Here is a 23,969-nt window from a genome sequence, read left to right on the forward strand (position 1 = left end):
GCGTCCAAGCGGCACCACTAACGGCGTTCCGGCAACCGGATCGTCGATAATCATACAGCGCAGTCCATAGATTTTTTCAATAAGCTGCGCGGTGACGATCTCCTTCGGTGCACCCTCGGCAATTATTTTTCCGTCACGCAGCGCGATCAGATGTGTTGCATAGCGACAGGCCTGATTCAGGTCGTGCAAAACGGCGGCCAGCGTGTAACCTTTTTCCCGGTTTAGCTCACTCAGCAGTTCCAGCAGATCGATCTGATGACTGATATCCAGCCAGGTGGTGGGTTCATCGAGCAGCATAATCGACGTTTCCTGCGCCAGCACCATCGCAATCCATGCACGCTGACGTTGTCCGCCGGAAAGGGTATCCACACTTTGTGATGCCAGGTGGGTGATACCCGTCGCCTGCATGGCGTTTGAGACCGCAATTTCATCCTCTTGCCGCCAGCGGGTAAACAGCGGCTGGTGTGGGTAGCGTCCGCGGGCAACCAGCTCCTGTACCGTAATATCCCCCGGCGTGGTGGCGTTTTGCGCCAGCAAACCTATTCTGCGGGCGACTTCTTTGCTGGCATAGTGCTGAATATGCTCACCATCGAGCCAGACCTTGCCATGCGCGGGCGTCATCAGACGACTCAGCGTGCGCAGTAGGGTTGATTTCCCGCAGCCGTTTGGCCCGATAATCGCGGTGAAATGGCCGTCGGGAATCGACACATTGAGGTTTTCCGCCACGGTAAACTTGCCATAACCCAACGTTAACTGGTCGCCACGCAAACGGGCTACTGATTCGATCATTTTTTGCGGGACTCCTGAATTAACAAGACGATAAGATAAATACCGCCGAGGCTTACGGTGACAACGCCCACCGGAAGCTGATAAGGCATAAACAGCTGTTGGGCGCATAAATCCGCCATCAGCAACAGCAACGCGCCGCACAGCGCCGACAGGGTTAATCCCCAGCGCGATGTACCGCTTATACGTCGCGCGATATGCGGCGCGACAAGAGCAATAAACGAGATAGGACCGGCCAGCGCGGTGGCGGCAGCGGTCAGTACCACCGCAACCAGCATCATCATCAAACGTGAGCGCTCAACGCTGACGCCAAGCGCACAGGCGCTGTCATCACCCATTTCCAGTAAGCGCATCCGGCGTACCAGCAGCGCGGCGCACACCAGCATGATGATAATCAGCGGGGCAGAAGGCCAGGTTTTGGCCCAGGTCAGGCCATTGAGCGATCCGGCGTTCCACAGCCCGGCCGTCAGCGCGGTTTCTAATGATGCTTTCAGCAGTAGCCAGGTGTTGAACGCCACCAGCATGGCGCGAATGCCGATACCGATAATAATCAGCCGGAAGGTGTCGATCCCATTGCGCCAGGCGAGCGCCCAGACCACCAGAGAAGTCAGAATCCCACCCAGCATGGCCGCCAGCGCGATAGCGGTGAGATGCTGTCCGAAGAGCACCATTGCCACCAGCACACCGCTCCAGGCTCCGGTATTGAAACCCATCACATCCGGGCTGCCCAGCGGGTTACGCATCAGTGACTGAAATATTGCGCCGCTCACGCCGAGCGCCGCGCCAATTAATAGCGCCATGAGCACGCGAGGCAAACGCCATTCGGTCACCACCAGCGTAATACTGCGCGGCGCATCGCCGAGCAGGGCGGCAATAATTTGCTGGGTTTCCAGCGTAACAACGCCGCTACGCAGGCTCCACAAACCAATGACGAGACAACCTGCAACCAGCAGCAGGCTGCTGATTATCAGGCGGCGGGAGAGGTGTATCATGCGCCACCCCCGCGCGATTTACGGCGTACCAGAAAGATAAGCACCGGTGCACCGATAAAAGCACTGACTACCGACACGCGCAGCTCGCCGGGGACAATCAGGCGACCGATTATATCGGCAATCAGTAACAGAGTAGGCGTTGCCAGTAGGGTTACGGGCAGTGACCAGCGGTGATCCGCCCCCACCAGCCAGCGCGCCATGTGCGGCATCATCAGGCCGATAAAGGCGATAGGACCAACAATCGCGGTCGCACTGCCGCACAGTACGGTAATAACCAGCAGGCCAATAAACTGCGTGCGAGCGACTTTACTGCCAAGCGCGGTAGCGGTGTCGCTGCCGAGGCTCAGGCTATTCAGAGCGCGACTGAGGAACAGTGCGACAGCCGCGGCAATCAGTACTGGTACCAGCACAACTTTCAGCGTTTGCAGGCTGCGGATATCCAGTGAGCCGGCTTGCCAGAAACGCAACTGATCGTAAACGTCCGGGTTGAGCAGGGCGATGCCGGTGGATAATCCTTCCAGCACCGCGCCCAGCGCGACGCCCGCCAGGGTCAGACGTACCGGGCTTAACTGCCCGCCGCCCTGACTACCGGTAAAAGCTACGATCAGCGATGCAGCCAGCGCACCGCAAAAGGCCATCAGCAGCTGTTCTTGCGCAGAGGAAAAGCCGAACAGCGCGGCCCCCAGCACAATAGCGAAGCTGGCGCCGGAGTTGACACCCAGAATGCCGGGATCGGCGAGAGGGTTACGCGTGAGCGTTTGCATTAGTGCGCCAGCCAGGCCCAGCGCACCACCGGCGAGCAGCCCCGCCAGAGTGCGCGGCAAGCGCGCGTCCAGCACGATGGTGCAATCAGCACTTTGACAACTGCCGGTGAGCGCATCCAGCACCACGGAGGCAGGTAGCGACTTGGCGCCAATAACCAGACTTAATACCGTGGTGAGAACAAGTAATAACAATAGTCCGGGCACGGCGAAGGCGCGTGTCGCGGAAACAGAGCATGACATATCAACTTCCCTGATAATGATAGTAATTATCGTTATCGATCTTATTTGGATATGTTAGCATGTGCAGCCATCGAATGGATATTGAAAAAGTACCTGGTAAGGCTCTGTAATGAATCGACAATCCTGGCTGCTCAATCTCAGCCTGTTAAAGACCCACCCAGCATTTCGCGCTGTTTTCCTCGCCCGTTTTATTTCCATTGTCTCTCTGGGGCTACTCGGCGTGGCGGTTCCGGTACAGATCCAGATGATGACCCAGTCGACCTGGCAGGTGGGTTTGTCGGTGACGTTGACCGGTAGCGCAATGTTTATTGGCCTGATGGTGGGCGGAGTGCTGGCCGACCGCTATGAGCGTAAAAAAGTGATCCTGCTGGCGCGTGGAACCTGTGGTATTGGCTTTATTGGCCTGTGTCTGAATGCGCTGCTGCCCGAACCGTCGTTGCTGGCGATTTATCTGCTTGGCTTATGGGATGGTTTCTTTGCCTCGCTGGGCGTGACCGCATTGCTGGCTGCGACGCCAGCGCTGGTTGGGCGCGAGAATTTGATGCAGGCTGGGGCGATTACCATGCTGACGGTGCGTCTTGGATCGGTAATTTCACCGATGCTTGGCGGGGTGCTGCTCGCGACTGGCGGCGTGGCCTGGAACTACGGACTGGCGGCGGCGGGAACCTTCATTACCTTACTACCGCTGCTGAGCCTTCCTGCGTTGCCGCCTCCGCCGCAGCCGCGCGAGCATCCGCTGAAATCGCTGCTGGCAGCATTTCGCTTTCTGCTTGCCAGCCCGCTGATTGGCGGCATTGCGCTGCTCGGTGGTCTGTTAACCATGGCGAGCGCCGTGCGTGTGCTGTATCCGGCATTGGCGATTAACTGGCACATGTCGAGTGCGCAAATTGGCCTGCTGTATGCGGCTATTCCGCTGGGGGCAGCCGTGGGCGCATTGACCAGCGGACAACTGGCGCACAGCGTTCGTCCGGGACTGATTATGCTGGCATCGACCGTGGCTTCATTTCTGGCTATCGGCCTGTTTGGCTTGATGCCCGTCTGGCAGCTTGGTGTGGTTTGTCTGGCGCTGTTTGGCTGGTTGAGTGCGGTCAGCTCTTTGTTGCAGTACACCCTGTTACAGACGCAGACGCCGGAAGCGATGCTCGGACGAATTAACGGTTTGTGGACGGCGCAAAACGTCACCGGCGATGCGATTGGCGCGGCGTTGTTAGGTGGTCTGGGCGCGATGATGACGCCGGTTGCTTCGGCAAGCGTGAGTGGATTTGGACTGGTGATTGTCGGTCTGTTACTGCTGCTGCTGTTGGGAGAAGTGCGCCGATTCCGGCAGGTCCCCGTGAATGTCTGATCGCGTTGTGCTCTACGGTTGTAGGCCGGATAAGGCGTTAGCCGCATCCGGCGCTGAACATTAAAACAGAGCCGACAGACGTTGCAGCAGCAGCGTGGCGCTGTAGTAGTCGAGACGGAAGGTTTCCGTACCCAGGGCGTAAACGCGTTTATTCTGCACGGCTGGCAGATGCGCCAGAAGCGGATTGGCGTAAATAGCGTCGGCATCTTTGCTGTCGCCAGCAAACAGGAACAGCGCTTCGCCGTTCAGGCCTGCTGCCAGGTTCTCACCGCCAAGCTGGATGATATCGTGGCGTTTGCCCTGACTCTGGCTGGTGTGCAAGTTGGCAGGCAGCGTTGCCAGCGTGAACCCTAACTGCTCCATCAGCTTGCCTTGCGCTGACTCAGGCGTCCACAGGTTGGCGCTGTGCGCCGCGGCGGTATATACCAGCGCGCTGACCGGCTGTGGTGGCAGGGTAATATGTTGCTTAACCGCCTGAAGTTGCTTATCAAACTCGGCAATTCGCGCAGCTGCCTGTTGCTCCTGACCGGTAATTTCACCTAACTGGGTCAGCAGCGACTGCCAGCTTTTATCGTCGTAATTAATGATGAGCGTTGGCGCAATGGTGGACAGCTGATCGTATAGCGCGAGGGCAGAATCTCCCCCAGTGGCGCTTACCAGAATCAGATCCGGCATTTGAGCTGCGACGGCCTCGGCGCTCGGTTCGCCGATATACAGGCGGCTCAGTTTGCGTTCTTTTGCTACTTCGCTCCACTGACGTAAAAAGCCCTGCGCATCGCCGATGCGATTGTTCGGCGTAGTGGCACCGCTGGCAATGACCGGAGCATCAATCGCCAGCAGCGAGCCGGTGAGGGTCACGCTGGTGGAGACAATTCGCTGCGCCTTATGCTCCAGCGTATGCGTGCCGCGGCTGTCAGTAACCTGACGCGGCCAGTCGGCGGCGTGACCTGAAGAAATTCCTGAAAGAGATAAACCTGCCAGTAAGAGCACGGTGCGGCAAAAAGAGGGGAGACTCACGAATCGGCTTCCTGTTATCAGTATGAGTAATGCTTCTCATTTTCATTGTTAGCGAGCAAGGATGCAAGCCAAAGTCGCACATTGTGCTACCACAAGAGTTGACATACCGCCGCTTTACTTTTAGGTTAGCGACCGAAAATATAAATGATAATCATTATTAGAGCCTTTATCATTTTTGGAGGATGATATGGATACGTCACTGGCCGAGGAAAAAACGCAGACTATGCCGACGCTCGCTCCCGACAGTTTTTTCTTTATGTCGCCGTACCGTAGTTTTACGACGTCAGGATGCTTCGCCCGCTATGCGGAACCGGCAATTGATGGCGATTCGCCAGACAGCCCTTTCCAACAGAAAATGAACGCACTGTTTGCTGATGCCAAATCGCAGGGCATCGCGAACCCTGTCATGGTCGGGGCGATTCCCTTTGATACCCGCCAGCCATCATCGCTGTTTATTCCCCAATCATGGCAGAGCTTCTCTCGTACGGCGAAGCAGCAATCATCACGTTACTTTACCGCGCATCAGCCGCTGAACGTCGTTGAACGTAAATCGATCCCGGAACAGGACTTTTTTGAAGATATGGTCGCCCGGGCGGCTGCGCTGACGTCCACTCCGGAAGTCGACAAAGTGGTGTTGTCACGCCTGATCGATATCACCGCCGATGCCAACATTGACAGCGGTGCGCTGCTGGAGCGTCTGGTGGCGCAAAATCCAGCGAGCTACAACTTCCATGTACCGATTGAAGACGGCGGCGTATTGATTGGTGCCAGCCCGGAACTGCTACTGCGCAAAGAAGGCGATCGTTTCAGTTCTCTGCCGCTGGCTGGCTCTGCACGTCGTCAGCCTGATGATGTGCTGGATCGCGAAGCAGGGATCCGCCTGCTGGCGTCTGAGAAGGACCGCCATGAGCACGAACTGGTGACGCAGGCGATGAAAACGGTATTGCGCGATCGCAGCCGTGAATTGCAACTGCCTTCTTCTCCGCAGCTGGTTACCACGCCGACGCTCTGGCACCTCGGCACGCCGTTTGAAGGTAAAGCCAACCCGCAGGAAAACGCCCTGACGCTGGCGTGCCTGCTGCATCCGACGCCTGCGCTAAGCGGCTTCCCACATCAGGTTGCGCGCAAGCTTATCGCCGAGCTGGAGCCGTTCGATCGTGAATTGTTCGGCGGTATTGTCGGCTGGTGTGATGCCGAAGGTAACGGTGAGTGGGTGGTGACGATCCGCTGTGCGAAGCTGCTGCGCAATCAGGTGCGTTTTTTTGCCGGAGCAGGAATTGTTCCAGCCTCTTCCCCGGTTGCGGAATGGCGTGAAACGGGGGCCAAGCTCTCCACGATGTTGAATGTTTTTGGACTGCATTAAGAGCCTTGTGGACTGGCTTTAAGGAGCAATAATGAGTATTCCTTTCACCCGCTGGCCGGAAGAGTTTGCCCGCAGGTATCGTGAAAAAGGTTACTGGCAGGATTTGCCGCTGACCGACATTCTGACCCGTCACGCCGACAGCGACCATACGGCGGTTATTGATGGTGAACGCCATCTGAGCTATCGCCAGCTGAATCAGGCCGCTGACAACCTTGCCTGCAGTTTGCGTTGCCAGGGGATCAAACCCGGCGAAACCGCGCTGGTACAACTGGGCAATGTGGCTGAGCTGTATATCACCTTCTTTGCGCTGCTCAAGCTGGGCGTAGCTCCAGTGCTGGCGCTGTTCAGCCATCAGCGTAACGAACTCAACGCCTATGCCAAACAGATTGAGCCGGCACTGCTGATTGCCGATCGCCAGCATACGCTGTTTAGCGGCGACGATTTTCTTAACGCTTTTGTGGCCGAACACAATTCAGTGCGCGTGGTGTTACTGCGCAACGCTGAAGGTGAACACAATCTGCAAACGGCGATAAACCAGCCTGCGACAGATTTTTCCGCCACGCCATCGCCTGCTGATGAGGTGGCGTACTTCCAGCTTTCTGGCGGGACGACCGGGACGCCAAAGCTGATTCCTCGCACTCATAACGATTACTACTACAGCGTGCGTCGCAGCAATGAGATTTGCCGCTTCACCGGGGAAACGCGTTATTTATGCGCAATCCCGGCGGCGCATAACTACGCCATGAGTTCGCCAGGCGCGCTGGGCGTATTCCTGGCTGGCGGCACCGTGGTGCTGGCGGCTGACCCGAGTGCCACTCTGTGTTTCCCGCTGATTGAACAGCATCAGGTTAACGTCACGGCGCTGGTGCCACCTGCGGTGAGCCTGTGGTTGCAGGCGATTGCGGAGTGGGGCAGTAATGCGCAACTGGCTTCGCTGAAACTGCTTCAGGTCGGTGGCGCGAGACTTTCTGCCACGCTTGCGGCACGTATTCCAGCCGAGATTGGCTGCCAGTTGCAGCAGGTCTTCGGCATGGCGGAAGGGCTGGTGAACTATACCCGTCTGGACGACAGTCCTGAGCGCATCATCAATACCCAGGGTCGCCCGATGTGTCCCGATGATGAAGTCTGGGTAGCAGACGCTGACGGTAACCCTTTAGCCCAGGGAGAGACCGGACGCCTGATGACGCGTGGTCCGTACACCTTCCGCGGTTATTTCAAAAGTCCTGAGCATAATGCCAGCGCCTTTGACGCCAACGGCTTTTACTGTTCCGGCGATCTGATCGCTATCGATCCGGATGGTTACATCACCGTTCAGGGGCGTGAAAAGGATCAGATCAATCGCGGCGGGGAGAAGATCGCCGCTGAAGAGATTGAAAACCTGCTGCTGCGCCATCCAATGGTGATCCATGCCGCGCTGGTCAGTATGGAAGACGAACTGATGGGTGAGAAAAGCTGTGCCTGGCTGGTGGTGAAAGAGCCGCTGCGCGCGGTGCAGGTGCGCCGTTTTCTACGCGAACAGGGCATAGCGGAATTCAAATTACCCGATCGTGTTGAGTGCGTTGAGTCATTACCGCTGACTCCAGTGGGGAAGGTAGATAAAAAACAATTACGTCAGTGGCTGGCATCACGTTCACTGGCCTGAAGGAGAAATAGAAATGGCAATTCCTAAACTGCAGGCTTATGCGCTACCAACGGCGCTCGATGTTCCGGTGAACAAAGTCGACTGGGCATTTGACCCTGAACGCGCCGCGCTGTTGATCCACGACATGCAGGATTATTTTATCGGCTTTTGGGGCGATAACTGCCCGATGATGGAGCAGGTCGTCGCGAACATCGCCGCGCTGCGCCAGTACTGCAAAGAGCATAACATTCCGGTGTATTACACCGCTCAGCCGAAAGAACAGAGTGATGAAGACCGCGCTCTGCTCAATGATATGTGGGGACCGGGCCTGACGCGTTCCCCGGAACAACAAAAGATCGTTGAGGCGCTGGCGCCGGATGAAGCGGATACCATTCTGGTGAAATGGCGTTATAGCGCATTTCATCGTTCCCCGCTGGAACAGATGCTCAAGGAAACCGGGCGTAATCAACTGATCATTACCGGGGTGTATGCGCATATCGGCTGTATGACCACCGCAACGGACGCCTTCATGCGTGACATCAAGCCGTTTATGGTTGCCGATGCGCTGGCGGACTTTAGCCGTGACGAACACCTGATGTCGCTGAAATACGTGGCGGGACGTTCCGGGCGTGTGGTAATGACCCAGGAATTATTGCCGACACCGGTCCCGACCAGTAAAGATGCGTTGCGCAGCGTTATTCTGCCGTTGCTGGATGAGTCTGAAGAGCCGATGGATGACGAAAACCTGATCGACTACGGGCTGGATTCCGTGCGCATGATGGCGCTGGCGGCGCGCTGGCGTAAGGTTCATGGTGACATTGATTTCGTGATGCTGGCGAAAAAACCGACCATTGACGCTTGGTGGGCGCTGCTCTCCCGCGAGGTGAAGTAATGGCTGGATTTGATTTTGCCGGGAAAACCGTCTGGGTAACCGGGGCGGGAAAAGGGATTGGCTACACCACGGCGTTGGCATTTGCGAATGCTGGCGCTGAGGTGACAGGATTCGATCGCGAATTTCCTCAGGATAACTACCCGTTTGCGACCGAAGTGCTGGATGTGGCAAATGCCGGACAGGTAGCTGAAGTGTGCCAGCGTGTCCTCAAAGCGCGCGAGCGTTTAGATGTGTTGGTCAATGCCGCAGGTATTTTGCGTATGGGGGCCACAGATGCGTTGAGCGCTGAGGAGTGGCAGCAGACGTTTGCGGTTAACGTTGGTGGGGCGTTCAATCTGTTTCAGCAGACGATGGCGCAGTTTCGTCGCCAGCAGGGCGGGGCGATCGTGACCGTCGCGTCGGATGCGGCGCACACGCCGCGTATCGGCATGAGTGCTTACGGCGCGTCAAAAGCCGCGTTGAAAAGTCTGGCGCTGACCGTCGGACTTGAACTGGCGGGCAGCGGTGTGCGCTGTAATGTGGTGTCGCCAGGCTCGACCGACACCGATATGCAGCGCACGCTGTGGGTTAGCGATGACGCGGAGCAACAGCGCATTCGTGGATTTGGCGAGCAGTTTAAACTCGGGATTCCGCTGGGGAAAATCGCCCGGCCGCAAGAGATCACCAACACTATTTTATTCCTCGCTTCCGATCTGGCCAGCCACATTACGTTACAGGATATCGTGGTGGACGGCGGTTCCACGCTGGGGGCATGACGATGATCTGGAAGCGTCATTTAACGCTGGATGAACTCAATGCCACCAGTCAGAACACGATGGTGGCGCATTTAGGCATGGTCTATACCCGGCTGGGTGATGATGTGCTGGAAGCCGAAATGCCAGTGGATAGCCGTACGCATCAGCCATTTGGCCTGCTGCACGGCGGCGCATCCGCGGCCCTGGCGGAAACGCTGGGTTCAATGGCGGGTTATCTGATGACCCGCGACGGGCAATGCGTAGTGGGGACGGAACTCAACGCCACGCATCATCGGGCGGTATCGCAAGGGAAAGTGCGCGGCGTTTGCCAGCCGCTGCACCTTGGGCGTCAAAATCAAAGCTGGGAAATCGTCATCTTTGATGAGCAGGGACGACGCTGCTGCACCTGCCGTTTAGGCACTGCGGTGATGGGGTGAGATCACCCGGCAAAGTAAAATGAAATTGCAGAGTTAACAGGTAAATGAAGTGATCTAGTTAACAATGCAATGTAAATACTCAGTGATACTTCGGGTTTGCATGGTTGTCAGGTTGTTAAATTCAGAAAAGATGTTATAGAAACAAAATGTAACATCTCTCTGGATCGGACAACGGATAACAACTATGAACAAATCAGGGAAGTACCTCGTCTGGACAGTGCTCTCCGTTATGGGAGCATTTGCCCTCGGCTATATCGCATTAAATCGTGGTGAACAGATCAACGCGTTGTGGATAGTCGTGGCGTCGGTCTGTGTCTACCTTATCGCTTACCGTTTCTACGGCCTGTATATCGCGAAAAATGTACTGGCGCTTGACCCGACGCGTATGACGCCAGCCGTGCGCCATAACGACGGTCTGGATTATGTTCCCACCGATAAAAAAGTGCTGTTTGGTCACCATTTTGCGGCAATTGCCGGAGCGGGTCCGTTAGTTGGACCGGTGCTGGCGGCGCAAATGGGCTATCTGCCGGGGATGATCTGGCTGCTCGCCGGGGTGGTACTGGCGGGTGCGGTGCAGGACTTCATGGTGCTGTTTGTTTCTACCCGTCGCGATGGTCGTTCCCTTGGCGAACTGGTGAAAGAAGAGATGGGCCCAACGGCGGGCGTTATTGCGCTGGTGGCCTGTTTTATGATCATGGTGATTATTCTCGCAGTACTGGCGATGATCGTCGTGAAAGCGCTGACCCACAGTCCGTGGGGAACCTACACCGTAGCGTTCACCATCCCGCTGGCGATCTTCATGGGGATTTATCTGCGCTATCTGCGCCCGGGCCGCATTGGTGAAGTGTCGGTCATCGGTCTGGTGTTCCTGGTGTTTGCCATTATTTCCGGCGGCTGGGTGGCTGAAAGCCCGACCTGGGCACCGTACTTTGACTTTACCGGCGTACAGCTGACGTGGATGCTGGTGGGCTACGGTTTTGTTGCCGCCGTCCTGCCTGTGTGGCTGCTGCTGGCCCCGCGTGATTACCTCTCTACCTTCCTGAAAATCGGCACCATTGTTGGTCTGGCGGTAGGGATTCTGATCATGCGTCCGACGCTGACCATGCCTGCGCTGACCAAGTTTGTTGACGGTACTGGCCCGGTCTGGACCGGTAACTTGTTCCCGTTCCTGTTTATTACCATTGCCTGTGGTGCGGTTTCTGGCTTCCATGCGCTGATCTCCTCCGGCACCACGCCGAAGATGCTGGCAAATGAAGGGCAGGCCTGCTTTATCGGCTACGGCGGAATGCTGATGGAATCCTTTGTCGCCATTATGGCGCTGGTTTCCGCGTGCATCATCGATCCGGGCGTGTACTTTGCAATGAACAGCCCGATGGCGGTGCTGGCTCCTGCGGGCACGGTTGACGTAGTGGCGTCTGCGGCACAGGTAGTCAGCAGTTGGGGCTTTGCCATTACGCCAGACACCCTGCATCAAATCGCCAATGAAGTGGGTGAGCAATCCATCATCTCCCGCGCAGGTGGTGCGCCGACGCTGGCCGTCGGGATGGCGTACATTCTGCACGGCGCGCTGGGTGGCATGATGGATGTGGCATTCTGGTATCACTTCGCCATTCTGTTTGAAGCATTGTTTATTCTGACGGCGGTAGATGCCGGTACACGCGCCGCGCGCTTTATGCTGCAGGACTTGCTGGGCGTGGTATCACCGAGCCTGAAACGTACCGATTCGCTGCCTGCAAACCTGCTGGCTACAGCGCTGTGCGTGCTGGCCTGGGGTTACTTCTTACACCAGGGCGTGGTGGATCCTCTGGGTGGTATCAATACCCTGTGGCCGCTGTTTGGTATCGCCAACCAGATGCTGGCCGGTATGGCGTTGATGCTCTGTGCTGTGGTGCTGTTCAAGATGAAACGCCAGCGCTACGCGTGGGTGGCACTGGTCCCAACCGCCTGGCTGCTGATTTGTACCCTGACCGCTGGCTGGCAGAAAGCGTTTAGCCCGGATGCGAAAATCGGCTTCCTGGCTATCGCCAACAAGTTCCAGGCGATGATCGACAGCGGTAACATTCCGGCGCAGTACACCCAGTCGCAGCTGACGCAACTGGTGTTTAACAACCGCCTGGATGCGGGTCTTACCATCTTCTTCATGGTCGTCGTTGTGGTGCTGGGTCTGTTCTCCATCAAAACTGCGCTGGCAGCATTGAAAGAGGACAAACCAACTTCGAAAGAGACACCGTACGAGCCGATGCCTGAGAATGTCGAAGAGATCGTGGCGCAGGCGAAAGGCGCGCACTAATATTCTCTTAACCAACGAGCCCTCTCCTGAACGGGGAGGGCGTTTGTACGACAGGGAAACACTATGTTTGAAACACTCGCCAAAGCCGGGAAGTATTTAGGTCAAACCGCCCGATTAATGATAGGTGTGCCGGATTACGACAACTATGTTGAACATATGCGCGTCACGCATCCGGACCAGACGCCAATGACCTACGAAGAATTTTTCCGCGAGCGCCAGGATGCGCGATATGGCGGGAAAGGTGGCGCGAAGTGCTGTTGATTTTTTGCCGGATGGCGTTGATGCTTATCCGGCCTACAACATCGTATTGGCGTAATTTGTCGTCGTAGGCCTGATAAGGCGAAGCCGCCATCAGGCAACCCGCACCATAATCACACCGTAAACGACTCTACCTTTTCGAATGCTGCGCGCAGTGTCTCCGGCTTTAACGTTACCGGCAGGGCGTGAATGGACTCCACCGGGCGCAGAGTGTGCGCAATCACTTTGTCGATTTCGGCGCGGTTATTGATGTCCACTTCCAGTTGAGCTAATCGGGTTGGCAGGTTGAATCGCTGATAAGCGGTAATTAACTGCGCCAGCACGTCATCTTGTCCCAGCAGCGCGCTCTGCACCAGGATGCCGTACGCCACTTTGGTGCCGTGTAAAAACTTCTCGGTTTGTGGGAGGACGGTCAGGCCATTGTGAACAGAATGCGCCGCCGCCACGCGTGTGTAGCGCTCACCCAGACCACCAACCATGCCGCCTCCGGCAATAATCGCATCCACCACATCGCAAAACGTGCGGCTTAGCGTGCCTTGTTGTTTGTCTGCCAGCGCCTGCTCGCTGCTTTCCAGCAGGACGTCGCGGATGGTCTGCGCGGCTTGAATACCCAGACGTACTGTCAATGGCAGTGTTTCCGGCTGAGGTGCGAGCACGACGGCTTCATACCACTTTGCCAGCGTGTCGCCGATCCCCGCCAGTAAGTATTCTTCTGGCGCATTGAGAACGATCCCGGGTTCGACCAGCACGAGGAAGTTCGCGTCAGGGAAAATTTCGAAATGTAGTGCCTGGCCCGCATCGTTATACCAGACGGAGAGCGGCGTCCAGGCAGCGCAGGTCGCCGCGATAGTAGGAATACCGACAAACGGCAGATCCAGACGACGGGCCAACGCTTTAGCGGTGTCGAGCAATGTACCGCCACCCACGCCAATCACCACACTGCGATCCTCTCCCGACTCTTTTGCCAGTTGGGCAACATCGGTTTCGCTGCAATGTCCCGTAAACAGCAGGCGTTTAGCCTCGGCAAGATGAAAAGCCTCTGGCAGGTAAGGGCGGGCCGCTTCGATGGCGCGTTCACCATAAACCCACACGGCGCGTGAAAGTTGGTCGGCAGTGAAAAAATCGTTAAGTCTCGACAGGCTGCCAGGATGGGAAAAATAGTTGGCTGGGCCGGTGACGACGCGAATTTCGGTATTACTCATGTTGTGTTGTCCTTTTGGCTGTCCTGTCCAGGCAGGTTATTTTTATATAGACGTCTGAACGTCTTGATTGCCAAATACTAGCATCGTGCTATAGTGGCTTCAACCACAACATCACACGCTGGGATAACAATAATGAGTAATAACCCGCTGATTCCGCAAAGCAAACTGCCTAATCTGGGCACCACTATCTTCACGCAAATGAGTGCGCTGGCGCAGCAGCATCAGGCCATTAACCTCTCGCAGGGGTTTCCTGATTTTGACGGTCCACTCTTTTTGCAAGAGCGTCAGGCGTATCACGTCGCGCATGGCGCAAACCAGTATGCGCCGATGACGGGCGTGCAGCCGCTGCGCGAAGCTATCGCGGATAAAACGGCAGACCTGTACGGCTATAAACCTGACGCGAATAGTGAAGTGACCATCACGGCGGGGGCCACAGAAGCATTATATGCCGCGATCACTGCGCTGGTGCGCCCTGGTGATGAGGTGATTTGTTTTGACCCGAGCTACGACAGCTATGCGCCTGCGGTTGAATTATCCGGTGGTGTGGTTAAACGTATCGCCCTGCAACCACCGTCTTTTCGCGTCGACTGGCAGGCGTTTGGTGCCTTACTCAGCGACCGTACCCGATTGGTTATCCTGAACACGCCACATAATCCTTCTGCCACCGTGTGGCATCACGCCGATTTTGACGCGCTGTGGCAGGCGATTAAAGAACGCGAGATCTTTGTCATCAGCGACGAAGTTTATGAGCATATCTGTTTCGCCAAACAGGGGCATGCCAGCGTGCTGGCACATTCAGAGCTGCGGGAACGCGCTGTTGCCGTTTCATCGTTTGGTAAGACCTACCATATGACCGGCTGGAAGGTCGGATACTGCGTTGCGCCAGCCGCCATTAGCGCTGAGCTACGAAAAGTGCACCAGTATCTGACGTTTTCCGTCAACACGCCGGCTCAGCTCGCACTGGCGGATATGCTACGAGAAGATCCGGCACACTATCGCGAACTGCCCGCGTTTTATCAGAAAAAACGCGACGTGTTAGTGAACGCGCTGCGTGACAGCCGACTGGAAATTCTGCCGTGTGAAGGCACATACTTTTTACTGGTCGATTACAGCGCCGTTTCCTCGCTTAACGATGTGGAGTTTTGCCAGTGGCTGACCACTGAAGTGGGCGTTGCGGCAATTCCGCTGTCGGTGTTCTGCGCCGATCCTTTCCCGCATAAACTGATTCGCCTCTGTTTTGCCAAGCAAGAATCGACGCTGTTAGCGGCAGCCGAGCGTCTGGTTTCGTTGTAGCTATTTCACGGTCCAGGCTTTGGAGAATCGACGGTCAGCAAACAACGCTTGCAGGCCGTTGATTTGCTTCAGGCGTAACACCTCATCGCTGTCCATACCAAGATCCTTGCCAATTCTTTCTTCACTCCATCCCAGTTGCGATAGCTCGCGGACAATCTCGGACATGGCGTGGATTTGATGACGCCCGCGAGCGCGGTTGTGGCGAATGGTTGCCGCCATACGCTCATGGCGTTCGCGTTCTAAACAGGCAACCGGCAGATATCCTTTCAGCCTGGGCCTCAGTGAGGCTTTGGCTTTACCTAACTCGTGGCGGTGGAAACCGTCGACAATTTCGTACTCTTCAGCCGTTGAGTGAACCACTACAATGGGCTGCGTAAACCCGTCAGCTTCGAGGGACTTCAGCAGCAGCTTTTTCTCCGGTGGCGCAACGTTATTGGGGTTGTAGTCATTGGGTGAAATATGATCATTTTTAACCCAAAGAACGCAATCTACGGGCTCCTCGCGAAAGGGACTGACGCTGTGTATTGCCTTTCTGAATTCATTTATGGCTTCAATTCTCTCTGGTTCTGATAAACCAGAAAGAAAGCCGAGGAGTTCCTGAGTTAATCGCTGTTGCATAAGAGTCCCCATTCCTGGCGTTTTGTTTTCATGCGCTCATTGTAGCGTTGATAGTTTTTGGGTGTCGTTGGACTAAATGAGAGAGCCCGGCACCAATAGTCGTTATTCAGCAGGACCTTACAGATACGCCGCCATGACGGAATATCCACTGAACCAATATCTCTTTCCTGGGTTTGTGGGATATTCTCCATGCCTTTTTTCTTATACCACTGTAAATAGACGGCGATTTTATTGCGGTAATGTTCGGCGGTCGTTTCCGGCATACTCTTCAATAACAGCATGGCGTATTCCTGCCAGCTTAAATGTTCGGGTTTTAATATTTTGCGGTGACCGTAAAAATGGTTGTCCTGACCAGCATATATCCCGCCACTTTTTACCCCGCTGACGCGGGAGCACATCATTGCCCAGCGTTCAGGCTCAATAACATGGTAAAGCCACAGCCCCTGGCGTTGTTCTGGTCCAAAGGGTTCGCAGATACGCATGTATCGCGTGGGAACCCCCGCCTGATACATCAGGTTATACAGGGGATTACACGGGAGCGTTGACTTGGCAAACCACGTCCAGATGTCAGCTGTTTTCCAGTCATAAATCGGATAAATATACCAGGTATGCCCGCCGGGGGCGCTGGTGGTCCAGGGTTTGTCATCGGCAAAACGCTGTTTTTTCGAGTTCGCAATGGCGACGAAACGATTATATGACTCATCGGCGCGGATCCCGACCATCATGGAGGCCGGTCGTTTCTGCGAAAACCATTCAGCGAACTCACGAACAAATTGCTCGAAAGTCATACCGGGTTGATAGAAAGAGAAAAACTCGGGATCGGTAATGGCATCTGCGGGCGGTTGGCGCACCCATTGAGTACCCGGTTCCCAGCATTGCCATTCAGGCTGAAATTGTGACAGTGAATTTTGCGTCGTCAGCGGCAATGCAACCCAATAAAATTCTTCGATGACATCGGAATAATTCTCGCGTAGCGCCTGGACATAGTCGATAGTGCAGGAAAACTGAGCCTCCCAGTCGATAAATAAGACGTTTATTTTTTTCTGTAACTGGCGGGCAATGGCGGCGGTCAGATGTAACATCAACCCCGAATCTTTACCTCCAGAGAAAGAAACGCAGACACGCGGTAGAGTCTCAAGCGTCCAGGTAATGCGTTCCTGTGCTGCTTGCAGAACATTTTTATCCAACGGTATTTTATAAACAGACATATCAAATCCATATCGAATTTTATTATTTGCAGCCATAATAAATGTCCGTAATAGGATAATCTTTTTCTTGCAGCATGCAATATTTAAATATATTCATTATCTGCATGCTATTTTGTTATTGTATATTTTATATGAATTATAATGTGCTTTTAATCATGTTATCCTTAACTATCCAAGGATAGTTTGCTTATGTATTCTGCGAAGGCTTTGTTATTCAATGATGCCCGGTTATACATTATGAATAATTTTACTTTTGGTAATTCAAAATCGGTTTTAATTTCTTTAAATTTCAATGCTGGCTGATAAATTTCATAAATTTGTCTGGGGAGTGCACCAATAATATCCGTACTGGCGATAACGTTAGCAATCGAGAGTAAGGAGTCGCTACTAAAACCTACTTTATGGAATGCCATCGATTCGCTTGCACGGGAACGATAATCTTTAATGCCCTGATCTTCAGAGGAAAAATATGTAAATTGCTCTTGTTGAATTTGTTCGAGTGTGCTCGTTTCATTTATTCTGGGATGGTTGCCACTGCACACTAAAACACAGTCAATAGTCTTGAAATGAGTACATACAATAGAACGATTGTGAACTGGCGTTGTTGTAATCACCAGATCGGCTTTACGATAGGCAAGGATGTTTTCGGCCGTTTCTGCTGACATTAATATATCATGATGCTCAATTTCAATATCTGAATTTTCTCTGAGGCTATTAATTAAAGATGTCACATTCAGGTTGGTTGTAATTTGTGGGCTGTAGATGACGAATTTATTTTTCAGGCTGGAACCGTGCATGATATTGATGGTTTGTTCCAGATTATTGAGATTTTTTTCAAGGTGAAGATGAAGGTTTACCCCTGTGACCGTAGGCGTAATGCCTTTGCCTGAGCGAATAAACAAGGGGTCGTTAAACTGTGTACGCAGTCGCTGTAATGACTGGCTGACGGCTGAAGGGGTAATATACAGTGTTGCCGCAGCTTTACTGATGCTCAAATGTTGATAAATACATTCAAAAATTACCAACAGGTTAAGATCGAATTTTTTGAGGTCATAGAGGTTAGCCATGCATACCTTCCTGTGATGGTAATGTATAGGATAATTCAATTGTTGAATAATTTAAATTCTAATCATTCTTAGAATTTATGTTTATGGCTTAATGAATAATTAACTTAAACTAAAATAACACAGATTGCTTGATGGTTACGATAAAAATACATTTTAAAGAGTGATTGAAATGAGAACCATAACAATCACTCATTCTGTTACCTTTATTTATTTCCCATAATAATATTTAATTTATCTTTATCGGGTAATCCCACTTCCTGTTGTAACGTATCGTCTTTGCTCATGTAGTAGATCGCGGGCGTCACATTAGCACCTAAATCATCCATGAGTTTTTGGTTGATATTCAGTACTTTCATCTGTTCTGGATGGACTGAAGCCGGGATTTCCAGCTTCATTTTCCCGCCGGATGCTTCATAGTCATGCCAGGTTTTGGCCGGATCTTTGGATGCCAGGATCGCAGCAGCAGTTGCCGGGCTTTCGGGCTTGATCACGCCAACCAGCAGCGTACGCAGCTGAACTTTACCGGAATCTACCCATGGGCGCGCCTGCTGCCAGAACTGTTTGCAATAAGGACAGAAGGGATCGGCAAACACGTAAACGATGACCGGGGCTTCTTTTTTCCCGTCCAGAATCCACGACGCTTTTTCCATTCGCTGCCACATCTCACGTCCGGCAGGGGCATAGATCTCTTTTTCTATGAGCGCATTACTGAGGTTTTCTCCTTTTTCATTATACATGTAGCCGGAGATGGCATGTTTACCGTCAGGCGTGACATAGATAGTGACCCCCATGTCCTGGTATTTTCCCAGATAGCCTTTCATTCCACCCGGTGCGTCGAAGGGCTTCAGGATCGTAATTCCCTGTTTCTCAATGGCTTTAACAGGGGCAGGGAGCTCCTCTGCGTGCACGATAGCGGGGAGAAGAGTTAAGAGTAAGGTGCGTTTAAACATTGATTTTCCTTATAAAATCAGCAGGAAAGTGGGCTTAATTGCAAAACCTATCACAGCCATAGGTAAGATCGACGGTCTGTCGATTGCCCTTTCTTTAGTTGGGTGATGTAATCCCCATCGCTGTTACGACCTTTGTTAAGGTAATGTAGAGCGCAACACATAGCCAGCCCTGCTGGCACTGACGTTACCTGCGGGTAGCTCGGGTAATGAGGCTCCCTGCAAAGGGGGCCTTTTTTACTTTTATCTTTAGGTTCACAACATGAGTTTGAGTGGGTTGTTAGTTAACGCTTATTGATTTGATAAAGGAAACGCATTAGCCCTGCGAAGAGATTTTCGTTAACTTATCTCTCAACGAAAACACGGAGGAAGTACAGATGTCTTTGATTAATACCAAAATTAAACCTTTCAAAAACCAGGCGTTCAAAAACGGTGAGTTCATCGAAGTAACCGAGAAAGATACCGAAGGTCGCTGGAGCGTCTTCTTCTTCTACCCGGCTGACTTTACTTTCGTATGCCCGACCGAGCTGGGTGACGTTGCAGACCATTACGAAGAACTGCAGAAACTGGGCGTAGATGTGTATTCCGTTTCTACCGACACCCACTTCACCCACAAAGCATGGCACAGCAGCTCTGAAACCATCGCGAAAATCAAATACGCGATGATCGGCGACCCGACTGGCGCCCTGACCCGTAACTTCGACAACATGCGTGAAGATGAAGGTCTGGCTGACCGCGCAACCTTCGTTGTTGACCCGCAGGGTATCATCCAGGCAATCGAAGTTACTGCTGAAGGTATCGGCCGTGATGCGTCTGACCTGCTGCGTAAAATCAAAGCAGCACAGTACGTCGCTTCCCACCCAGGTGAAGTTTGCCCGGCAAAATGGAAAGAAGGTGAAGCAACCTTAGCGCCATCTCTGGACCTGGTTGGTAAAATCTAAGTCGCATAGTTTGTAGGCCGGATAAACGTAGTGCATCCGGCATTCCACAGGCGCAAATTTGCGCCTGTTTCATTCCAGCACCATGACGCAAGTTGCATTAATGCAGTCCCGCAAAATCGGCTTGCATGATGATGTTTTCAGAGAGGGAAGAAGAATGCTCGACACAAATATGAAAACCCAGCTCAGGGCTTACCTTGAGAAACTGACCAAACCTGTTGAGCTGATTGCGACGCTGGATGACAGCGCTAAATCGGCAGAAATCAAGGAACTGCTGACTGAAATTGCTGAACTGTCAGAAAAAGTCACCTTCAAAGAAGACAATACTCTGGCGGTGCGTAAGCCATCGTTCCTGATTACCAATCCCGGTTCTCACCAGGGACCGCGTTTTGCCGGTTCTCCGCTGGGTCATGAGTTTACCTCTCTGGTGCTGGCGCTGTTGTGGACCGGTGGTCATCCGTCAAAAGAGGCGCAGACGTTGCTGGAGCAGATCCGCGATCTCGACGGTGATTTTGAATTTGAAACCTATTATTCACTTTCCTGCCATAACTGCCCGGACGTGGTGCAGGCGCTGAACCTGATGGCGGTGTTGAACCCACGTATCAAGCATACGGCGATTGACGGCGGTACATTCCAGAACGAAATCACCGATCGTAACGTGATGGGCGTTCCGGCGGTATTTATGAACGGCAAAGAGTTCGGTCAGGGGCGTATGACGCTGACTGAGATCGTGGCGAAAGTGGATACCGGCGCAGAAAAACGTGCGGCTGAAGAGCTGAATAAGCGCGATGCTTATGACGTATTGATTGTCGGTTCTGGTCCTGCAGGTGCGGCGGCAGCGGTGTACTCTGCACGTAAAGGCATTCGCACCGGTCTGATGGGCGAACGTTTTGGCGGTCAGGTCCTTGATACTGTTGATATTGAAAACTATATCTCAGTACCGAAAACTGAAGGTCAGAAACTGGCAGGCGCGCTGAAAGCACACGTTGATGATTATGATGTCGATGTGATTGACAGCCAGAGCGCGAGCAAACTCATTCCAGCAGCGCAGGAAGGCGGTTTGCATCAGATTGAAACGGCCTCCGGTGCGGTGCTGAAAGCACGTAGCATTATCATCGCCACCGGCGCGAAATGGCGCAACATGAACGTTCCGGGTGAAGATCAGTATCGCACCAAAGGCGTAACCTACTGCCCGCACTGTGATGGCCCGCTGTTTAAAGGCAAGCGTGTTGCGGTGATTGGCGGCGGTAACTCCGGCGTTGAAGCGGCTATCGACCTGGCAGGTATTGTTGAACATGTGACGCTGCTGGAGTTTGCTCCTGAAATGAAGGCCGACCAGGTGCTGCAAAATAAGCTTCGCAGTCTGAAAAACGTCGACATCATTCTGAATGCGCAAACGACAGAAGTGAAAGGCGATGGCAGCAAAGTTACTGGCCTGGAGTATCGTGACCGTGTGAGCGGCGATGTTCACAATGTGGAACTGGCCGGTATCTTTGTTCAGATTGGTCTGCTGCCGAACACCAACTGGCTGGAAGGCGCCGTTGAACGTAACCGTATGGGTGAAATCATCATCGATGCCAAGTGCGAAACCAGCGTGAAAGGCGTTTTCGCTGCCGGTGACTGCACCACCGTACCGTATAAGCAGATTATCATCGCGACCGGTGAAGGCGCGAAGGCCTCGTTGAGTTCGTTTGATTATCTGATTCGCACGACAGTAGCATAAAAAAAGTAAGACTCACCTGCACTATAAAAACCCCTGTCAGGCGTTAACCTGGCAGGGGTTTTCTTTAGCAAATCAGTGGCTGTTAACGAACAACCAGCACTGGCAAAGTCGCGTGACGGACAACGCTGGAAGCGTTAGAGCCGAGCAGATGGGTGCTGATTGATGGGTTACGCGACCCAATGACAACGACATCCGCATTCAACTCTTCACCCAATTCGTTGACCACGTCACGTACGCTGCCAAAGCGGACGTGTTGCTTAATACGGGAAGGATCGATGCTGAAGTGACCGACCATCGTTTGCAGACGGGTTTCCGCTTCGTGTTGCAGATGCTCTTCAAAACGACGGACATCGGCTGCAAAGCGGTGCAGGCTTAAGCTCGCTGAGCCTGGCAGCACATGCAGTAGATGGATAACCCCTTTATCCTGGGCCAGAAATTCTGCATGGCGAATAGCCTTGTCGCTCAGTTCCATTTCGAATACATCAACTGGCATTATGATTGTGTTGTACATAAACATTCTCCTTGTCATTACATGAACACATAACAGCATAGTATTAAAAATGATTCTGTCAGTCACGACACAGATTTATGTTTTGCGAACAGGAAAGAAAGCGAGGAGCAGGGAGATCTAACCGGAAAGAGGATGCGGATGCATCCCCTGTAAGATAAAGCGAGTGGCTTTGATAAGACAGAGTTAGCGCAGGTAGTCGCCTGCAGCTTCAGGCTGGTACTCAAGCTCGATAACTTCGAGGTGTGTTGAGGTCCCGCCAGGCAGTTCCCAGTGAATGGTATCACCAACGCGCAGCCCCAGAAGTGCAGCGCCGACAGGTGCCATTACCGAAAGCTGTGTGTTGCTGTCAGTCATAGTAGCCGGATACACCAGGGTACGCACACGGACTTCGCCATCACTCAGATTGCGGAATTTCACGCGGCTGTTCATGGTCACGACATCGTGCGGCATGGTTTCTGGAGAACACATTTGGGCACGATCCAGCTCGGCGTTAAGGGCGTCGGCAATCGGTAAACCAGCAAACGCAGGTTGCTCCAACAGGCGGTCAATGCGTTCCGCATCGAGGTCGTTAATGATGATAGTTGGTCTGGACATTTATTACTCCATGTCGTCGATACTGCGGGTGCGCAGGTAAATAATCCCAAAAGAAAACCCTCACCGTCAGGCGGCAAGGGTTTAGCTTTTATGATGATACTGAGACTTACCCCATGTTTGAAGTGATTTAGTTCACATTCAGGTAAATCATCAACATTGTCGCATATGGTGTGATTTTAGCCGAAAAACGTGATCGTTCTCCAATTTGCATTATGCTTTTTAAGCGCTCGCTGCGGGCGCGTCAAACAACTCAGTGTTCCGCGACAGGAGATCTCATGAGCCAGTACGACAAACTTACCTTGAAAGACGGCAGCTATTTGCATTTTAAAGACTGGGGAAGTGGACAACCTATTGTGTTTAGTCACGGTTGGCCGCTGACGGCAGATGCGTTTGAAGATCAGATGCTGTTTCTTGGATCGAAAGGATTTCGTGTGATCGCCCATGACAGGCGCGGACATGGGCGTTCGGCCCAACCCTGGGATGGACATCATATGGATCAGTATGCTGACGACCTGGCTGAACTTACCGCGCATCTCAATCTTAAAGATGCCGTACATGTTGGGCACTCTACCGGCGGTGGGGAAGTGGCTCGTTATATTGGCCGGCATGGGACGCAGCGGGTGGCAAAAGCGGTGTTAATTGGCGCGGTGACGCCCATTATGATCAAGACTGACTTTAACCCAAATGGCGTGCCGAAAGAGGTATTCGATGGCATCCGTGAGGGGGTTGTGAACGATCGCGCCGCCTTTTTCTATGAGCTGACCGCTGCATTCTATGGCTACAATCGTCCTGGCGCAAAAGAGTCGAAAGCCGTCAGGGAAAGTTTTGTTGAACAAGGTTTACAAGGTTCCATCAAAGCGTTGTACGACTGTATACACGCGTTTTCGGAAACAGATCTGCGTGAAGACCTCAAAAAGATGACCATCCCGACGCTGGTGATCCACGGTGATGACGATCAGATTGTTCCGTTTGAAACCTGCGGAAAGGTCGCGGCGGAAATGCTGCCGGACTCGCAGTTAAAGGTATATGTCGGCGGCTCGCATGGCATCTGCACCACCCATAAGCAACAGATCAACGGTGACCTGCTCAACTTTATTCAGTCGTAATCGTTGGCAGATTGTTCTACGCT

General features: G+C 53.3%; 23 protein-coding genes. 12 read left to right on the forward strand and 11 right to left on the reverse strand.

Features of this window, described 5'->3' with window-relative positions; all coding sequences use genetic code 11:
- From fepC to fepD, 3 genes are all read right to left on the reverse strand, one after another.
- The coding region (fepC, locus tag FDW94_RS03515; protein WP_137377184.1) for an iron-enterobactin ABC transporter ATP-binding protein at window positions 1-789 on the reverse strand (789 nt) is incomplete at its 3' end.
- Window positions 786-1,778: an iron-enterobactin ABC transporter permease gene (gene fepG / locus FDW94_RS03520; RefSeq protein ID WP_137377141.1), complete on the reverse strand. Its 993-nt coding sequence runs from the start codon at window positions 1,776-1,778 to the stop codon at window positions 786-788. The genes fepC and fepG, both read right to left, overlap by 4 nt.
- Window positions 1,775-2,782, reverse strand: coding sequence for a Fe(3+)-siderophore ABC transporter permease (gene fepD, locus FDW94_RS03525; protein ID WP_032942654.1), 1,008 nt, complete (start codon window positions 2,780-2,782; stop codon window positions 1,775-1,777). Before fepD ends, fepG begins: the two co-directional genes overlap by 4 nt.
- Before the next feature lie 109 nt (window positions 2,783-2,891).
- Here fepD and entS point away from each other — a divergent pair, with 109 nt between their 5' ends.
- On the forward strand, window positions 2,892-4,127 hold the full coding sequence (entS, locus tag FDW94_RS03530; protein WP_003831193.1) for an enterobactin transporter EntS: 1,236 nt from the start codon (window positions 2,892-2,894) through the stop codon (window positions 4,125-4,127).
- Window positions 4,128-4,187: 60 nt separating this feature from the next.
- Here the strand turns inward: entS and fepB are convergent, their stop codons facing one another.
- Window positions 4,188-5,144 (reverse strand): Fe2+-enterobactin ABC transporter substrate-binding protein, encoded by a 957-nt coding sequence (gene fepB / locus FDW94_RS03535; RefSeq protein WP_137377142.1) that lies wholly within the window; start codon window positions 5,142-5,144, stop codon window positions 4,188-4,190.
- A 187-nt stretch (window positions 5,145-5,331) separates the two neighbouring features.
- On the opposite strand from fepB, the gene entC reads away from it, so the two are divergent.
- The 7 genes from entC to FDW94_RS03570 all read left to right on the forward strand — a co-directional run bounded on the left by entC (window position 5,332) and on the right by FDW94_RS03570 (window position 12,742).
- Window positions 5,332-6,507 carry an isochorismate synthase EntC gene (gene entC, locus FDW94_RS03540; protein ID WP_137377143.1) on the forward strand — a complete coding sequence of 392 codons (1,176 nt, stop codon included), beginning with the start codon at window positions 5,332-5,334 and terminating at the stop codon, window positions 6,505-6,507.
- A gap of 31 nt (window positions 6,508-6,538) precedes the next feature.
- Window positions 6,539-8,149: a (2,3-dihydroxybenzoyl)adenylate synthase EntE gene (gene entE, locus FDW94_RS03545; RefSeq protein WP_137377144.1), complete on the forward strand. Its 1,611-nt coding sequence runs from the start codon at window positions 6,539-6,541 to the stop codon at window positions 8,147-8,149.
- 13 nt (window positions 8,150-8,162) lie between these two features.
- Window positions 8,163-9,020 carry an isochorismatase gene (locus tag FDW94_RS03550; RefSeq protein ID WP_003831197.1) on the forward strand — a complete coding sequence of 286 codons (858 nt, stop codon included), beginning with the start codon at window positions 8,163-8,165 and terminating at the stop codon, window positions 9,018-9,020.
- Window positions 9,020-9,775, forward strand: coding sequence for a 2,3-dihydro-2,3-dihydroxybenzoate dehydrogenase EntA (gene entA, locus FDW94_RS03555; RefSeq protein ID WP_137377145.1), 756 nt, complete (start codon window positions 9,020-9,022; stop codon window positions 9,773-9,775). Before FDW94_RS03550 ends, entA begins: the two co-directional genes overlap by 1 nt.
- A gap of 2 nt (window positions 9,776-9,777) precedes the next feature.
- The gene (gene entH, locus FDW94_RS03560) at window positions 9,778-10,191 is read left to right on the forward strand and encodes a proofreading thioesterase EntH (RefSeq protein ID WP_003022055.1); all 414 of its coding nucleotides are present in this window, start codon (window positions 9,778-9,780) and stop codon (window positions 10,189-10,191) included.
- A 184-nt stretch (window positions 10,192-10,375) separates the two neighbouring features.
- Entirely contained in the window at window positions 10,376-12,481 is a 2,106-nt protein-coding gene (gene cstA, locus FDW94_RS03565; RefSeq protein ID WP_008784063.1) for a pyruvate/proton symporter CstA, read from the forward strand.
- Window positions 12,482-12,544: 63 nt separating this feature from the next.
- Window positions 12,545-12,742: a YbdD/YjiX family protein gene (locus FDW94_RS03570; RefSeq protein WP_003022064.1), complete on the forward strand. Its 198-nt coding sequence runs from the start codon at window positions 12,545-12,547 to the stop codon at window positions 12,740-12,742.
- A gap of 110 nt (window positions 12,743-12,852) precedes the next feature.
- Here the strand turns inward: FDW94_RS03570 and FDW94_RS03575 are convergent, their stop codons facing one another.
- Window positions 12,853-13,941: an oxidoreductase gene (locus FDW94_RS03575; RefSeq protein WP_137377146.1), complete on the reverse strand. Its 1,089-nt coding sequence runs from the start codon at window positions 13,939-13,941 to the stop codon at window positions 12,853-12,855.
- A 132-nt stretch (window positions 13,942-14,073) separates the two neighbouring features.
- Here FDW94_RS03575 and FDW94_RS03580 point away from each other — a divergent pair, with 132 nt between their 5' ends.
- On the forward strand, window positions 14,074-15,234 hold the full coding sequence (locus tag FDW94_RS03580) for a pyridoxal phosphate-dependent aminotransferase (RefSeq protein WP_137377147.1): 1,161 nt from the start codon (window positions 14,074-14,076) through the stop codon (window positions 15,232-15,234).
- On the opposite strand, the gene FDW94_RS03585 is transcribed toward FDW94_RS03580, so the two are convergent.
- The 4 genes from FDW94_RS03585 to dsbG form a co-directional block, all read right to left on the reverse strand.
- Complete coding sequence (locus FDW94_RS03585; RefSeq protein ID WP_032942666.1) at window positions 15,235-15,852, reverse strand: ParB/RepB/Spo0J family partition protein; 618 nt, start codon at window positions 15,850-15,852, stop codon at window positions 15,235-15,237.
- The gene (locus FDW94_RS03590; protein WP_137377148.1) at window positions 15,837-17,060 is read right to left on the reverse strand and encodes a phosphoadenosine phosphosulfate reductase; all 1,224 of its coding nucleotides are present in this window, start codon (window positions 17,058-17,060) and stop codon (window positions 15,837-15,839) included. The genes FDW94_RS03585 and FDW94_RS03590 overlap by 16 nt, the downstream gene beginning before the upstream one ends.
- Window positions 17,061-17,224: 164 nt before the next feature.
- The gene (locus tag FDW94_RS03595) at window positions 17,225-18,127 is read right to left on the reverse strand and encodes a LysR family transcriptional regulator (protein ID WP_079934602.1); all 903 of its coding nucleotides are present in this window, start codon (window positions 18,125-18,127) and stop codon (window positions 17,225-17,227) included.
- 203 nt (window positions 18,128-18,330) lie between these two features.
- Entirely contained in the window at window positions 18,331-19,077 is a 747-nt protein-coding gene (gene dsbG / locus FDW94_RS03600) for a thiol:disulfide interchange protein DsbG (protein ID WP_048235899.1), read from the reverse strand.
- A gap of 374 nt (window positions 19,078-19,451) precedes the next feature.
- Between dsbG and ahpC the strand changes: the two genes are divergently transcribed.
- A complete protein-coding gene (gene ahpC, locus FDW94_RS03605) occupies window positions 19,452-20,015 on the forward strand; it encodes an alkyl hydroperoxide reductase subunit C (RefSeq protein ID WP_002894394.1) in 564 nt (187 codons plus the stop codon).
- A gap of 154 nt (window positions 20,016-20,169) precedes the next feature.
- Window positions 20,170-21,735, forward strand: a complete 1,566-nt coding sequence (gene ahpF / locus FDW94_RS03610; protein ID WP_020996553.1) for an alkyl hydroperoxide reductase subunit F — start codon at window positions 20,170-20,172, stop codon at window positions 21,733-21,735.
- An 82-nt stretch (window positions 21,736-21,817) separates the two neighbouring features.
- On the opposite strand, the gene uspG is transcribed toward ahpF, so the two are convergent.
- Window positions 21,818-22,246 carry a universal stress protein UspG gene (gene uspG / locus FDW94_RS03615; RefSeq protein WP_003022101.1) on the reverse strand — a complete coding sequence of 143 codons (429 nt, stop codon included), beginning with the start codon at window positions 22,244-22,246 and terminating at the stop codon, window positions 21,818-21,820.
- A 183-nt stretch (window positions 22,247-22,429) separates the two neighbouring features.
- A complete protein-coding gene (gene rnk / locus FDW94_RS03620; RefSeq protein ID WP_003831264.1) occupies window positions 22,430-22,840 on the reverse strand; it encodes a nucleoside diphosphate kinase regulator in 411 nt (136 codons plus the stop codon).
- 275 nt (window positions 22,841-23,115) lie between these two features.
- Here rnk and FDW94_RS03625 point away from each other — a divergent pair, with 275 nt between their 5' ends.
- A complete protein-coding gene (locus tag FDW94_RS03625; RefSeq protein ID WP_048235896.1) occupies window positions 23,116-23,946 on the forward strand; it encodes an alpha/beta hydrolase in 831 nt (276 codons plus the stop codon).
- The last annotated feature ends 23 nt before the right edge of the window (window positions 23,947-23,969 follow it).

This window comes from Citrobacter sp. wls757 (assembly GCF_005280935.1).
Classification (GTDB): Bacteria; Pseudomonadota; Gammaproteobacteria; order Enterobacterales; family Enterobacteriaceae; genus Citrobacter; species Citrobacter portucalensis.

What these genes read in the sequence shown, in the direction of transcription:
- dsbG (WP_048235899.1), bottom strand. Translation starts at nt 19,077, where the DNA reads ATGTTTAAACGCACCTTACTCTTAACTCTTCTCCCCGCTATCGTGCAC.
- FDW94_RS03580 (WP_137377147.1), top strand. Translation starts at nt 14,074, where the DNA reads ATGAGTAATAACCCGCTGATTCCGCAAAGCAAACTGCCTAATCTGGGC.
- entH (WP_003022055.1), top strand. Translation starts at nt 9,778, where the DNA reads ATGATCTGGAAGCGTCATTTAACGCTGGATGAACTCAATGCCACCAGT.
- entS (WP_003831193.1), top strand. Translation starts at nt 2,892, where the DNA reads ATGAATCGACAATCCTGGCTGCTCAATCTCAGCCTGTTAAAGACCCAC.
- uspG (WP_003022101.1), bottom strand. Translation starts at nt 22,246, where the DNA reads ATGTACAACACAATCATAATGCCAGTTGATGTATTCGAAATGGAACTG.
- fepG (WP_137377141.1), bottom strand. Translation starts at nt 1,778, where the DNA reads ATGATACACCTCTCCCGCCGCCTGATAATCAGCAGCCTGCTGCTGGTT.
- ahpF (WP_020996553.1), top strand. Translation starts at nt 20,170, where the DNA reads ATGCTCGACACAAATATGAAAACCCAGCTCAGGGCTTACCTTGAGAAA.
- FDW94_RS03575 (WP_137377146.1), bottom strand. Translation starts at nt 13,941, where the DNA reads ATGAGTAATACCGAAATTCGCGTCGTCACCGGCCCAGCCAACTATTTT.
- FDW94_RS03585 (WP_032942666.1), bottom strand. Translation starts at nt 15,852, where the DNA reads ATGCAACAGCGATTAACTCAGGAACTCCTCGGCTTTCTTTCTGGTTTA.
- fepD (WP_032942654.1), bottom strand. Translation starts at nt 2,782, where the DNA reads ATGTCATGCTCTGTTTCCGCGACACGCGCCTTCGCCGTGCCCGGACTA.
- entC (WP_137377143.1), top strand. Translation starts at nt 5,332, where the DNA reads ATGGATACGTCACTGGCCGAGGAAAAAACGCAGACTATGCCGACGCTC.
- FDW94_RS03550 (WP_003831197.1), top strand. Translation starts at nt 8,163, where the DNA reads ATGGCAATTCCTAAACTGCAGGCTTATGCGCTACCAACGGCGCTCGAT.
- cstA (WP_008784063.1), top strand. Translation starts at nt 10,376, where the DNA reads ATGAACAAATCAGGGAAGTACCTCGTCTGGACAGTGCTCTCCGTTATG.
- FDW94_RS03595 (WP_079934602.1), bottom strand. Translation starts at nt 18,127, where the DNA reads ATGGCTAACCTCTATGACCTCAAAAAATTCGATCTTAACCTGTTGGTA.
- FDW94_RS03590 (WP_137377148.1), bottom strand. Translation starts at nt 17,060, where the DNA reads ATGTCTGTTTATAAAATACCGTTGGATAAAAATGTTCTGCAAGCAGCA.
- ahpC (WP_002894394.1), top strand. Translation starts at nt 19,452, where the DNA reads ATGTCTTTGATTAATACCAAAATTAAACCTTTCAAAAACCAGGCGTTC.
- rnk (WP_003831264.1), bottom strand. Translation starts at nt 22,840, where the DNA reads ATGTCCAGACCAACTATCATCATTAACGACCTCGATGCGGAACGCATT.
- FDW94_RS03625 (WP_048235896.1), top strand. Translation starts at nt 23,116, where the DNA reads ATGAGCCAGTACGACAAACTTACCTTGAAAGACGGCAGCTATTTGCAT.
- entA (WP_137377145.1), top strand. Translation starts at nt 9,020, where the DNA reads ATGGCTGGATTTGATTTTGCCGGGAAAACCGTCTGGGTAACCGGGGCG.
- FDW94_RS03570 (WP_003022064.1), top strand. Translation starts at nt 12,545, where the DNA reads ATGTTTGAAACACTCGCCAAAGCCGGGAAGTATTTAGGTCAAACCGCC.
- entE (WP_137377144.1), top strand. Translation starts at nt 6,539, where the DNA reads ATGAGTATTCCTTTCACCCGCTGGCCGGAAGAGTTTGCCCGCAGGTAT.